This window comes from Streptomyces odontomachicola, assembly GCF_039605595.1.
Lineage (GTDB): Bacteria > Actinomycetota > Actinomycetes > Streptomycetales > Streptomycetaceae > Streptomyces.
Genome location: NZ_JBCFOK010000020.1, coordinates 77,587 through 90,165 on the forward strand (window position 1 = coordinate 77,587; position 12,579 = coordinate 90,165).

Genomic DNA, 12,579 nt, shown 5'->3' on the forward strand with positions numbered 1-12,579 from the left:
GGCCCCTCCGCGACCGAGCCCCGCCCGCGGGCCCCTCCGCGGCCGATCCCCGTCCGCGACCCCTCCCCGACCGAGCCCCGACCAAGCCGCAGCAGCCGCCGCCCCCTCCCGCATACCGGTCGCATATCGGCCCCGTATCACCGCCCACCGCGCGCCCGTACCCCTCGCGCGGCCCGCATACCCTGGTGCCGAACCACAGGTCCGCACAACAGGAGCTTTCCGTGTACTTCACCGACCGCGGCATCGAGGAGCTGGACGAGCGGCGCGGCGAGGAGCAGGTCACCCTCGGGTGGCTGGCCGACCAGCTGCGCACGTTCGTCGACCTCAACCCCGACTTCGAGGTGCCGGTCGAGCGGCTCGCGACCTGGCTGGCCCGCCTCGACGACGAGGACGAGGACGACGAGTGAGCCGAGCGGAAGGTACGCGCGGCCCCGGCACCCCCGGGACCTGAGGTGGCCTGAAGTGGCCTGAGATGGCCTGAGACAGCCCGTGCGCTCCCGGTACGGCGGCCGCGCGCAGTAACCTGGATCACCTCAATCGGCGCAGCGTGCACGGGTGTTGCAGGGGAACGGGGGTGCCGGGCATGGCGTACCGGGTGCGGGAGATCGATCTCGGGGACGGCGAAGTGGTGCTGGCCAGGGTGGAGTCCCTGGACGCCGAGGAGCTGGCCCTCGCGCACGGCCCCGCCGAGTACGGCCAGGGCCAGGACGTCGGCGCGCTCGACGGCGTGGTCGCGCGCGCCGGTGAGATGCGGCAGGTCATCGCGCATGTGGGCCGGAGCGTCGTGGCCGCGGCGCGGCAGGCGGGACCGGACGAGGTCGCGGTGACCTTCGGCCTGGAGCTGGCCGCCAAGTCGGGGAAGGCGGTGGCCTTCCTGGCCGACGCCGAGGCGAAGGGCTCGCTCTCGGTGACCCTCACCTGGTACGCGGACGAGCACAGGGCACGCGACCGCGCCGACAGCGACCGATCGGACACCGACGGGGGCCACGCAGGCGCCGACAGGGACCGCCCGGCCGACGGCCGCCGCGCCGACGAACGCCCCGCCGGTGAACGCCCCACCGACGACCGCCCCGGAAGGGGAGGCGGGCGTGAGTGAGGCCGCCGCCCTCCTCGGCCGGCTGGTGAAGCGGGCGACGGTGCGGATCTCCGGCGAGGACGGCCGGTTCTGGGGCTCGGGCTTCCTGGTCGCGCCCGGCTGGGTGCTCACCGCCGCGCACGTGCTCAGGGACGGCCTGGGCGAGGACTCCCGGGGCGCGCCCGGCGGTTCGACCGGCGCCTCCGCCGCGCCGCCCGCGCCCCGCAGACCCGCGACGGCCCGGGGCCCGCGCTTCCTGGACGGGGTGCCCGCGCCGCGTACGGAGCCGGGCCCCGGCGCAGGGGACGCCTGCTCGCCCGACGGCTGCGGATGGCTGCGGCGCACGGTGCTGGTGGCGCTCCTCGACGAGGAGGGAGAGGAGTGCGAGGTGCCCGCGCGGGTCGGCTACTGGCCGCCGGGCGTTCCCGCGCGCCGGGGCGAACAGGTCCCGGCCGACGCCGACTTCGCGCTGCTCAGGCTCGACGGCACGGGCCCGCGGCACCACTGCGTATGGCTCAGCGACCGCGCCGCGCTGCCCACGGCGGAGTCGGAGCTGACCGCGTACGGCTGGTACGAGCAGCGCGGGCGGCTTCACGCGTGGACCGGCAACTTCGCCTGCGGCGGGGAGGACGCGCCGTACGGCATCCGGCTCGGGCCCGACAGCCAGATCCCGCGCGGCGTCTCCGGGGGACCGGTCGTGGACACGGCGCGCGGCGCCGTCGTCGGCCTGGTCAAGCGGAACAGCACGGACAGTTCGGGCGGCATCGCCCTCGGCGGGCTGGCCGTCAGCACCGCCGTGCTCCGCGCGCTGGACGAGGCCGACCCGCTCTGCGCCCACGCCGAGAGCCTGCACACGAGCCAGCACCCGGACCAGCGCCCGGACCCGCACCCGGACCCGCACACGAGCCAGCACCCGGACCCGTACACCCGGAGCCCCGCCCTCGACCCGTACGCCGAGCTGATGCGGCGTCACGACCGCTGGCACGCGGAGGAGCTGGCCGGCGCGGGGCGCGGCTGGGCGTCGCTGCAGGAGGAGCTCGGCCGGGGCGCTGGACAGGGCAGGTGGACGCCGGGCGACCGCGCCGAGCTGCTGGGGATCTTCGGCGAGCTGCCCGACCCCGGCGATCAGAACGTGGTCAAGCGCCTGGTCAAGGCGGCCCTCATCGAGGACCCCGGACCGCTGCCGCACGGGCTGCGCACGCTGCGGGACGGGCACGGCTGCCTGTACGAGGACGATGTGACGTACGAGGAGCTGCCGTTCCTGCGTTACGCGCGGCTGGCCGCGCTGTGGGCCGAGCAGCGTTCGCCCGGCGCGGGCGAGCCCCTGCGCGGGTGGCTGGAGCGCCGCGTCCAACGCCTGCGCGGCGAGCAGAAGTTGCTGGTCAACACCGTCGGCCTGCCCGAGGGGCTGCCCTCGGGCACGGTGCCGGGCGAGGGCCCCACAGCGCTGCTGGAGCTGGAGCTCGCGCACTACTCGGGCGGCAGGCCCGGCGCGCCGCCCGCCTTCCACGCGTACCTGCGCGGCCAGACGGCCGACGGCACCGGGCCCGCGTACGAGAAGGTGCTGGAGCCGCGCGCCGGCATCCCGGAGCCGGAGCTGGTCGGCGCGCTGCGGCAGTGGCTGCGCGAGATGTTCCGCGAGCTGGACACGCCGCAGCGCAAGGCGCCGCTGGAAGTGTCGCTGCCGCAGGGCCACTTCGACCTGCCGGTGCAGCGCTGGCTGCTGTACGACGTGGTGCCCGAGTTCGGCACCAACCCCGCGTATCAGCCGCTCGGCGTGCAGCGGCAGGTGATGGTGCGCGCGCAGAGCCGCCGCGTGGAGCAGCCGCCGGAGGACGGGTGCGGCGGCGCCGGGGAGGCGCTGCCCGACGAGCGCTGGCGCTCCCGCTGGGAGCAGCTCGCGGGCGCCGCGCGGCTGTCCGCGCTGCGGCTGCCGCCCTCGCGCGCCGAGCTGTCCGAGGAGCGGCTGCGCCATGCGCCGGCCGGCAGCGTGCTCACGCTGTGCCGCCCGGCGGGTGACGACCACGGGCGGCACGCGATGGGCCTGGCCGTGGACAGCGGGCACGGGGTGGTGCTCTGGCACTCGGGGGCGCACCCCGGCGGGCGCTGCGAGGAGCGGTGCGACGAGCTGCACCGCGGCCTCGCCAGGACGGTGCGCAGTGTCGGCTCGGTGCGCGAACTCCCCGAGCACATCAGGGCGCTGCGTGCCCGGGTGCTGCGCGAGGACCCGGCGGCGCGCTGGGCCGGCAAGGTGGCGATCCTGTACGACGACGCCACCCGCCCGCTGTACGCGCCCGCCTCCGAAGAGGCCCTGGACTCCCCGCCGTGAGCGCGGCGGGCGCCGCCGTGAGCGCGGCACGCGCGGAACCGCCGCGGCTCCGGGGCGCGTCCGGGGGACGCGGTGGCGCAAACAGGCTTCCGGTGCATGTCGTTTTCCTGGGCGGTGACGGGTACGTTCTCCGTGGCTCCAGACACCACGACAGGCCGGCAGACCGAGGAGACCGAGGGGGCGTCCGGCAGGCCGCCGGGGACCCCCTGACCGCTACGAGGAGCCCGACGTGAGCCAGTGGCTGATCTACAAGGGGGCGGGGGAGCCCCACGACGGCATCGACGCGCTGCCGCCACCCCCTCCGTGGCGCACCTTCGACGGGCTGTCCGGCGTGCCGGACGACGCGGTCCCGACGGTCCCCGACATGGACCCCGGCGCCACGCGCCGCCGCGGCCAGACGCGGGTGCGGATCGGCGCCGAGGACGACCACGAGCTGGAGCTGATCAACGCGGCGCTGTATCTGCGCCGGCCGCTGCTGGTGACCGGCGTGCCGGGCTCGGGGAAGAGCACGCTGGCGCATTCGCTCGCGTACGAGCTCAAGCTGGGCCGGGTGCTGCAGTGGCCGGTCCTCAGCAGGACGACCCTGCGGGACGGCCTGTATCAGTACGACGCCATCGGCCGTCTGCAGGACGCGCAGCTCCCGGAGGGCGCCGCGGGCCACGACGGCGGGGCGGGCCACGGCGCCGGGGGCATCGGCCGCTATGTGCGGCTCGGCCCGCTGGGCACCGCGCTGCTGCCCACCCGCAGGCCGCGGGTGCTGCTGGTGGACGAGCTGGACAAGAGCGACATCGACCTGCCCAACGACCTGCTGAACGTGCTGGAGGAGGGGGAGTACGAGATCCCCGAGCTCAGCAGGCTCGCTGACGAGGACGGCCAGGACGCGGTGCGGGTCCGCACCGACGACGGCACCCCGGTCACGGTGCGCCGCGGCAGGGTGCGCTGCCAGGCGTTCCCCATCGTGATCATGACCAGCAACGGCGAACGGGACTTCCCGCTCCCGCTGCTGCGCCGCTGCATCCACCTGGACCTCAAGGTGCCCGACAGGGACCGCCTGGCGGCCATGGTGCAGGCGCACTTCGGCGAGGTCAGCGACGAGAGCAGCGCGATCATCGACCAGTTCCTCTCCAGCCCTCCCGGCGAACTGCGCGCCGCCGACCAGCTCTTGAACGCCATCTACCTGACCCAGCGCAGCGTGCTCGGCGGCGACGCGGCCGACCCCGACGGCAAACGGCGGCTCGCGGCCCGGCTGATGGGCCCGCTCGGCGCGCAGAGCGGCGCGGGCGACTTCGGCGGCGGAGCCGGGTGACGCGCTGTGCGTGACGGTCTGTCGGAACTGGTGGAGCGGCTCCGCTCGGCGGGCGTCGAGCCCTCGGCGACCGAGCTCGCCGACGCGCTGTGGCTCGCCCGCTGGACCGGCGCCCCCGCCGGGCACGGCGGACTGTCCGCGCCCGGCGGCCACGCGTCGGGGTACGGGCTCGCCGGGTCCGGCGCGGGACCGCTCGCGCCGGACTCCGCCGCGACCGGGGACGACACGGCCCTGAGCACACAGGACCCGGGCGGCACGGGGGCCGAGGGAGCCTCCGTACCCCTGCACGCGGGGCGAGGCGACCAGTACGCCGGGAACGGGACGGCGCCGCCCCGGCCCCGCGGCGGCGAGCGGCAGCGGGACCTTCCGGCGGCCACCGCCCAGGGCTTCCCGGTGCGCGCGCCCCTCGCGCGCGTGCTGCCCGCGCCGCTCACCCTGCAACGCGCTCTGCGCCCGATGCAGCGCTACCGGCCCCCGCTGCGGACCGTGCGGCGCGAGCTCGACGAGCAGGCCACGGCCGAGCGTGCCGCGGAGACCGGCATCGTCACCCCGGTGCTGCGCTCCGGGGCCCGGCGGGCCGCGCGGGTGCGCATCCTCATGGACGTCTCGTCCTCGATGGCGCCCTGGGAGTCGATGTGCGCCGAGCTGCGCCAAGTCTGCTCGGCCGCCGGGGTGTTCCGGGACGTCAAGGTGCACTTCCTGCACGAGGACGCGGAGAGCGGCGAGCCCGTGGTCGGCTCCGGCATGGCGCCCGAGGGAGGGCTGCGGCCCGCCGGGCTGCTGCGCGATCCCACGGGCCAGTGGGTCACGCTGCTGCTGAGCGACTGCGCGGGGCCGATGTGGCGCAGCGGCCGCATGCAGCGGCAGTTGTGCAGGTGGGCGCAGACGACGCCGGTCGCCGTGCTCCAGCCGCTGCCGCAGCGCATGTGGCGGCGCACCCATCTGCCCGCGCAGCCCGGCACGCTGCGGCGGCGCCGGGGTCCCGGCGGACGTCTTGAGTTCCACCCGGCGCCGGGCACCAGGGACGGGCGTCCCGGCGCGCGACCCGTTCCGGTGCTGCCGCCGACCGAGACCGCGCTCGGCCACTGGGCGCAGCTCGTCTCGGGAGCCACCGACGTGATCGTGAACGCGGCCGCGGGCTGGGTGCACCCCGCGCACCCGGCTGCGGCCAGGCCGCGCGCAGCGCCCCGTGAGGGCACGGCGGCGCCGCGCGAGGTGCTGCGCAAGTTCGAGCGGGGCGCCTCGCCCGAGGCGGTGCGGCTCGCGGTGTTCCTCTCCGCGACGGAACTGCTGCTGCCCGTCATGCAGTTGGTGCAGCGCGCCGTGCTCCCCGCGACGGGCCCGTCCGAGCTGGCCGAGGTGCTGCTCGGCGGCCTGCTGGTGCGCAAGCGCGGCCGCGGTGCGCCGTCCGGCACGCCCGCGTACGAATTCCGCGAGGGCGTGCGCGAGCTGCTGCTCAAGCGGCTCGGCGCCGGCGAGGCGCAGCTCGTGCTCAAGGAGTGCTCGCGCTATGTGGAGCGGCACTTCGGGACGACAGCGCGCAACTTCCCCGCGGTGGCCGCCGCGTATCTGGCGGGCAGGGCGGAGCGGGGCGAGGCGCCGCCCGGCGCCGTGGGCGCGCCGTTCGCGCGGGTGTCCCAGGCGGTGCTGCGCCGCTTCCTGCCGAAGGAGGACCCCGAGCGCGGCGCCGAGGACGACGGCCGCGCCCTGGACCGCGCGGGCGCGCACCTGGAGCGGTACGAGGAGACCAGCGAGGCTCGCGAACTCGACCAGGCCATCGCCCAGTTGCGCGCCCTGCGCCCGGCGGGCCCCGACGCCGCGGTCCTGCTCTCCCGCGCACTGCTGCACCGCTGGCGCGCGCTGGGCATGCGGAGCGACCTCGTGGAGGCGTACGAGGCACTGGGCGGCGACGCGCGCGCGTACCGGCACGGGGAAGAGCTCGGCGCGGTGCTGGAGGCGCTCGCCTCCGAGGCCCGCGCCGCCGACGACTGGCGGGAGCTGCCGCGCACGGGGCACACCGGTCCGGGGGACGACAGGCTGCGCTTCGTGGCCGCGCTCCTGGGCGACGCGGCGGGCGCGTACGCCGCGTCGGCCGACGGCGGCGACCCCGGGTTCTCCGGCCGGCTGATGCACGCGGCGGCGCTCCATCTGGAACAGGCCGACACCGTGCGGCGGATGGACGCCGACCCCTCGGACGAGCCGCCGGCCGAGGCGCTGTCCGACGGCTTCTTCCAGGCCCTGATGGGCGCGTTCCACGTGCTGGACAGGGACGGTCTGAGCCCGGCCGCCCGGGAGATGCGCGGCGGCGTGCTGCTGGCGCTCTCCCGCTACTCCGCCGGCGAGGAGCCGCTCTCCCCGGAGACCCCGACGCCCGACCTGGCCAGGGAGTACGCCGCCGACGCCCTGGCCGACCTGGAGGCCGCCGAGCCCGCGGCGGGCTCACGCGGCGCCGCCGACCTCGCCGGTTACTGGCTGGGCCGCGCCGAGGCACGCCGCCGCGCCGCGCGCGATCCGCATGACGACTCCGTATTCGGGCAGGTGAAGGCCGAGATGGATGCCGCGCTCGCATACGCAGAAGGGAGCGGGGACGCCGAACTGGCGGCCCGCGCCCACGAGTCGGCAGCCCGCATGCACCTCGCCCGGCACCGCGACGGCGCCGGGACCGAACCGCTCGTCGCCGCCGCCCGGCACCTGGGGCTCGCCCGCACACCGCTGCCGCAGGACGGCGAGGAGCACGTACGGCTGCTCGTCGAGGAGGCCAGGGTGCGCGCGCTCCTCGCCTCGACCGAGCACTACGCGGCGGGCGGCGACCAGCTCGGCGAGGCCGTCGGGCTGCTGCGCCGCGCCGTCGCGCGCACCGCCGACCCCGCGCGCTGCGCCGCCTGGCAGTCGCTGCTCGCCTCCCGCCTGCTGGAGCGGTACGAGGACCAGGCCAGGCACGCCGACCTGGAGGAGGCCGAGGCACTGCTCTCCCAGGTCACCCGCTCCCGCGAGGCCCCGCCCTCGATACGCAGGGACGCCGGGCGCGCGTACGCCGAGATGGCGCTCCAGCACTCAGGGGACTCCCCGGTGCGCCGCACCACCCGCGCCGCCGCGCTCTACCTGGACGCGGCCCGCGCGGCCGAGGAGGCGGACGACCCGGCCGGCGCCTCGGAACTGCTGGGCGCCCGCGCCGAGTTGACCGAGCGCTTCTTCGGCGCGCGTCCCGCCACCGCCGCGTACGAGCAGATCGTCGCGCTCTGGGAGCGGCACGGCGCGCCGGAGAGCCGGGAGGCGCACCAGGCACGGGAACAGCTCGCCCGGCTCGCCGAGGCGGGTGGCGGGTGACCGACCCGAGAGCCGCCTGCGGCACCCGGGCACCGGACCGGCGGCACCCGGAACCGCCGCCGCGCTCGGACGAACCCCTGCCCGCACCGGAGGAGCTGTTCCCCGACGGGACGGTGCGGCACGCCCTGCTCGCCACGCTGTTACCGGGCATAGCCGAGCGCCTGCGGCACCCGGAGACCGTGGTGGCCTACTACGAGGACTCGCCGAAGGATGGCAACTGACACCGCGTACGCCGACGACGCCACCGCCCGCTCTCACGATGACGGACTGCCGCCGCCCTTCCACCAGTTCGTGCTGAAGGTGCACAGCCGCTGCAATCTCGCGTGCGACTACTGCTACCTCTACCAGGGCCCCGACAGCACCTGGCGCGACCACCCCGCGCGGGTCTCCGGCGCGGTCATGCGGCGCACGGCCGCGCGCATAGCCGAGCACCTGGAGCGGCACCGCATGCGTTCGGCGCGCATCGACCTGCACGGCGGCGAGCCGCTGCTCGGCGGGCCCGGCACGGCGGTGGAGTACGCGGCGGCCGTGCGCCGCGCCGCGCCCGCCGACTGCGAGCTGCGCTTCTTCGTGCAGACCAACGGCACGCTGCTCACCCCGCACGCGCTCGCCGAACTCGCCGCGGCCGGCATCAGGGTGGGCCTCAGCCTCGACGGCGGCAGCGCGGCGCTGAACCGGCGGCGCACCGACCACGCGGGCCGCCCCTCCTGGCCGGCCGCCTCGCGCGCGGCCCGGCTGCTGGCCCGCAGCCCGGAGCAGTACGCGGGAATCCTCTGCACCATCGACCTCGCGCAGGACCCCCTCGCCGTCTACGACTCGCTGGCCGCGCTCGCCCCTCCCACCCTCGACCTGCTGCTCCCGCACGCCAATTGGGCCACCCCGCCGCCGGGCGTCCCCGATCCTGGCCGGCCCGCGCGTGCGGCCCGCGCCACCCCGTACGCCGACTGGCTCGCGCCGGTCTTCGACCGCTGGTGGGAGCGGGGGCGCAGCGCGGGGCCCGACGGCGGTACGGGGCCGCGGATACGGCTCTTCGAGGAGGTCGTCGCGCTGCTGCTCGGCGCGCCCAGCGCGGTCGAGTCGCTGGGCGGCGCCCCGGCGGCGGCCGTCGTGGTGGAGACCGACGGCAGCGTGGAGCAGGTCGACTCGCTGCGCTTCACCCGGCACGGCGGCGCCGCGACCGGCTGCGACGTCTTCCGGCATGGCTTCGACGCGGTGCGCGGGAGCCTGGGCCCAGGGCCGCGCCCCGCGGCCGACTGCCTGCGCTGCCCGGTGGGCCGGGTGTGCGGCGGCGGCAACCCGGCACACCGCTACGAGCCGCGTACGGGACTGCGCAACCCGTCCGTCTACTGCGCCGATCTGGAGGCTCTCATACGGCACATCGGCGCAGCGCTCGCGTCCTGCCGCTCCGGGGAAGCGGGGGAACTTCCGGCAGCCAATTCCCGTTCCCCCTCCGTAAAGTGACGTACGCACGACTCTCCGCAGGGAGGCCATGGCGTTCCCGGCGGATCCCCTGACCCGCTCGTCCCCACGGGGTTCCCATGCCGCACTTCACCATCTCGTACGCAGGAGCGAGCCATGCGTGGGCGGCCTGGATCGGCGATCAACTCGCCCTCCAGGGCCACCCGTTCAGCATGGTGCGCTGGAGCCCCGCCCCCGAGGCCCCGCTCGCGGGGGAGTACGAGACGCTGGCCGCCGACGCCGACCGCGTGGTGCTGCTGCTGGACGACTGGTATTTCGCCCACGGAGGCCGCACCGAGGAGGACTGGACGAGCGCGCTCCGCGAGACCGTCGTGCCCCGCCTCGACCGGGTCACCGTCGTGGACGTGGCCGGCCGCGAGCTCCCGCACACCGCCGCGGCCCTGCGCCCCGTCGGCCTGCTCAATCTGGACGAGGCCGAGGCCAGGCGCCGGCTGTTCGCCGCGATGGGCCTGGACACCGTCGCCGTGGAGACCCTGTTCCCCGACGGCTCGCCGCCCGCGCACCGCTGCCCCAACACCCCGCCGGCCGTCTGGCACGCGCCCCGGCGCAACGGCCGCTTCACCGGCCGCGAGCGCTATCTGGAGGCCCTGCACAACCACTTCATCGCCTCCCGCACCGGCACCGTGGTGGCCGCGCTCCAGGGCGCGCCCGGCGTCGGCAAGACCCAGATCGCGGATGAGTACGTCCACCGCTTCGGCAATGAGTACGACCTCGTCTGGTATGTGAACGCCGCCCAGCGCCCCGTCGCGCGCCAGCAGTTCGCCGAGCTCGCCGAGCGGCTCGGGATCGCCGCCGGGCAGCAGGTCGGCGAGCTGATCCGGCTCGTCCAGGAGGAGCTGCGCGTCCGGCACGGGCAGCGCCGCTGGCTCTTGGTGCTGGACGGCGCCGAGGACCCCGGGGCGGTCTCCGAGCTCATCCCGGACGGCAACGGCCACGTGCTGCTCACCACCCGCCGCGAGGACTGGGCCGAGCAGGGCGCCGAGGCGTTCGTCGTGGAGCCCTTCGAGCGCGCCGAGAGCGTGGAGTTCGTGCGCCGCCGCGCGCCCCGGCTCACCGAGGCGCAGGCCGAGCAGCTCGCCACCGAGACCGAGGACTTCCCGCTGCTGCTGGACCAGAGCGCCGGGTGGCTGGAGCAGAGCCCCACCGTCGACCCGGGGGAGTACGCCAGGCTGCTCCGCGAGGGCCGCATCGCCGTCGAGCCGGGCTCCGGCTATCCGCAGTCCTTCGACCGCGCCTGGACGATCACCTTCAACGCGCTCCTCGACCACGACCCCGCGTCCTACCAACTGCTGTGCCTGCTCGCCTACTTCGCGCCCGACACCGTCCCCGTACGGCTGCTGCGCACGGCGCGCCGCGGCGACCTGCCGCACTCGCTCGGCGAGCTGATAGCCGACCCCTCGGTGTGGAACGTCGCGCTGCGCAGACTCAGAGAGGCCGCGGCCGTCCGCATCGAGTACGACAACGAGCCCCAGCGCGGCGACGTCCTCACCATCGGCAAGGTCCGCATGCACCGGCTCTACCAGCGCCTCGTGCGCAGGAACATGAGCCCGGGCGAGCGCCGCGAGGTCTCGGCCGCCGCCTGCCGCGTGCTGGCCGCCGCCGACCCGCGCGACTTCTCCCGCGCCAACTGGAGCCGCTACGACGAGCTGGTCCCGCACCTGGAGGACTCCGGCGCGCTGGTCTCCGACGAGCGCGAGGTCCACGAGTTCGTGCTCAACTGTATCGAATACCTCCGCGTGCGGGGGGAGTACAGCTACGGCCTCGAGGTCTGCCAGGAGCTGGTCAAACACCTGCGGGAGCGCCTGGAGCCCACCGACCCGCGGCTGCTGGAGGCGGAGCAGCAGCACGTCAACATGCTGCGCAGGCTCGGGCGCTACACCGACGCGGTGGCCCTCGGCCGCGAGGTCGTGGAGTGGCTGGACAGCGACCCGGCGGCCCGCCCCGTCTACCGCATGCGCGCCCAGGACAGCCTGGCCGGCAGCCTGCTGGGCATCGGGAGGTACGAGGAGGCGCACGAGCTCTTCGAGCGGGAGGCCGAGGAGGCCAGGGCCACCCTGGGCCCCACCGTGCCGCGCACGCTCTTCGCGCTCAGCAATCTCGGCGTCACCCAGACCCTCCTGGGGAGGTACGAGCAGGCGCTCGCCACCTTCCGCGAGGTGCTGGACGAGCGCGGGAGGCAGCTCGGCGACCAGCACCCGCGCACCCTCGCCACGACCCTCAAGTACGCCAGGACGCTGCGCCTGCTGGGCCGGTACGAGAAGGCCGTCTCGGTGCAGCAGCTCAACGCGCAGATGCACGCGCAGATCCTCGACAAGCACCACGAGCAGACCCTGCACGCCGAGCACAACCTCGCGCTGTGCCTGCGCGGAGCGGGCGACGCTGAGTATGCCGAGGCGCTGCTGCGCAGCGTCGTCCACCGCACCCGCCGCAAGCTGGGCCCCCAGCACCCCGAGACCCTCATGGTCACCGCGGACTACGCGATGCTGCTGCGCCGGCACGGCGACCACGACGAGGCGTACCGGCTGGCCGACCGCACCGCGCAGCTCTACGCCGCGCAGCTCGGCGAGGACCACCCCTATTCCATCGGCACCCACGGCAACACCGGCCTCGTGCGCAGGGGAGGCCGGGAGACGCCGGCCGCGCTGACCATCGCCGAGGAGGCGCTGGAGCGGATGACGGCCGCGGTGGGCGAGTCCCACCCGTGGACGCTGGGCTGCGCGCTGAACGCGCTCACGGCCCGCCATCTGACCGGCGAGACCGAGGAGGCGGCCGAGCTGGCCAGGGAGCTGCTGCCGGCGGCCGCCGACGCGCTGGACGGCAACCACCCGCTGACCATGAACGTCCGCGCGTCGCTGGCCCAGTTCCTCTTCACCCTCGGCGACGGCCAGGCGGGCGCTAAGGAGTACCGCCGCGTGGTCCGCCAGGCGGCCGAGCGGTATGGAGAGGACCACGCCTTCACCCGCGGCATCCGCGAACAGACCATTCCCACCTGGGACTTCGAGCCCCAGCCGCTGTGAGACCCGGGTAACGCGAAGGGCCCCCGCCGCTCGCGCGACGGGGGCC

8 protein-coding genes are annotated in these 12,579 nt (G+C 75.7%); all 8 read left to right on the forward strand.

What is annotated here, in order from left to right; all coding sequences use genetic code 11:
• The first annotated feature begins 221 nt into the window (after positions 1-221).
• Positions 222-407 carry a DUF6104 family protein gene (locus ABEE00_RS30620; RefSeq protein ID WP_345748994.1) on the forward strand — a complete coding sequence of 62 codons (186 nt, stop codon included), beginning with the start codon at positions 222-224 and terminating at the stop codon, positions 405-407.
• Between the two features lie 176 nt (positions 408-583).
• On the forward strand, positions 584-1,096 hold the full coding sequence (locus ABEE00_RS30625; RefSeq protein ID WP_345748995.1) for a CU044_2847 family protein: 513 nt from the start codon (positions 584-586) through the stop codon (positions 1,094-1,096).
• A complete protein-coding gene (locus ABEE00_RS30630; protein ID WP_345748996.1) occupies positions 1,089-3,404 on the forward strand; it encodes a VMAP-C domain-containing protein in 2,316 nt (771 codons plus the stop codon). Before ABEE00_RS30625 ends, ABEE00_RS30630 begins: the two co-directional genes overlap by 8 nt.
• A 229-nt stretch (positions 3,405-3,633) precedes the next feature.
• On the forward strand, positions 3,634-4,710 hold the full coding sequence (locus ABEE00_RS30635; protein WP_345748997.1) for an AAA family ATPase: 1,077 nt from the start codon (positions 3,634-3,636) through the stop codon (positions 4,708-4,710).
• A gap of 6 nt (positions 4,711-4,716) precedes the next feature.
• Positions 4,717-8,037 carry an SAV_2336 N-terminal domain-related protein gene (locus ABEE00_RS30640; RefSeq protein ID WP_345748998.1) on the forward strand — a complete coding sequence of 1,107 codons (3,321 nt, stop codon included), beginning with the start codon at positions 4,717-4,719 and terminating at the stop codon, positions 8,035-8,037.
• A complete protein-coding gene (locus ABEE00_RS30645; RefSeq protein WP_345748999.1) occupies positions 8,034-8,258 on the forward strand; it encodes a hypothetical protein in 225 nt (74 codons plus the stop codon). Before ABEE00_RS30640 ends, ABEE00_RS30645 begins: the two co-directional genes overlap by 4 nt.
• Positions 8,248-9,498, forward strand: a complete 1,251-nt coding sequence (locus ABEE00_RS30650; RefSeq protein ID WP_345749000.1) for a radical SAM protein — start codon at positions 8,248-8,250, stop codon at positions 9,496-9,498. Before ABEE00_RS30645 ends, ABEE00_RS30650 begins: the two co-directional genes overlap by 11 nt.
• A 77-nt stretch (positions 9,499-9,575) precedes the next feature.
• Positions 9,576-12,533, forward strand: a complete 2,958-nt coding sequence (gene fxsT, locus ABEE00_RS30655) for an FxSxx-COOH system tetratricopeptide repeat protein (RefSeq protein ID WP_345749001.1) — start codon at positions 9,576-9,578, stop codon at positions 12,531-12,533.
• Positions 12,534-12,579: the final 46 nt, after the last annotated feature.

Coding starts and splice junctions, on each gene's coding strand:
- ABEE00_RS30625 (WP_345748995.1), top strand. CDS start 584: ATGGCGTACCGGGTGCGGGAGATCGATCTCGGGGACGGCGAAGTGGTG.
- ABEE00_RS30650 (WP_345749000.1), top strand. CDS start 8,248: ATGGCAACTGACACCGCGTACGCCGACGACGCCACCGCCCGCTCTCAC.
- fxsT (WP_345749001.1), top strand. CDS start 9,576: ATGCCGCACTTCACCATCTCGTACGCAGGAGCGAGCCATGCGTGGGCG.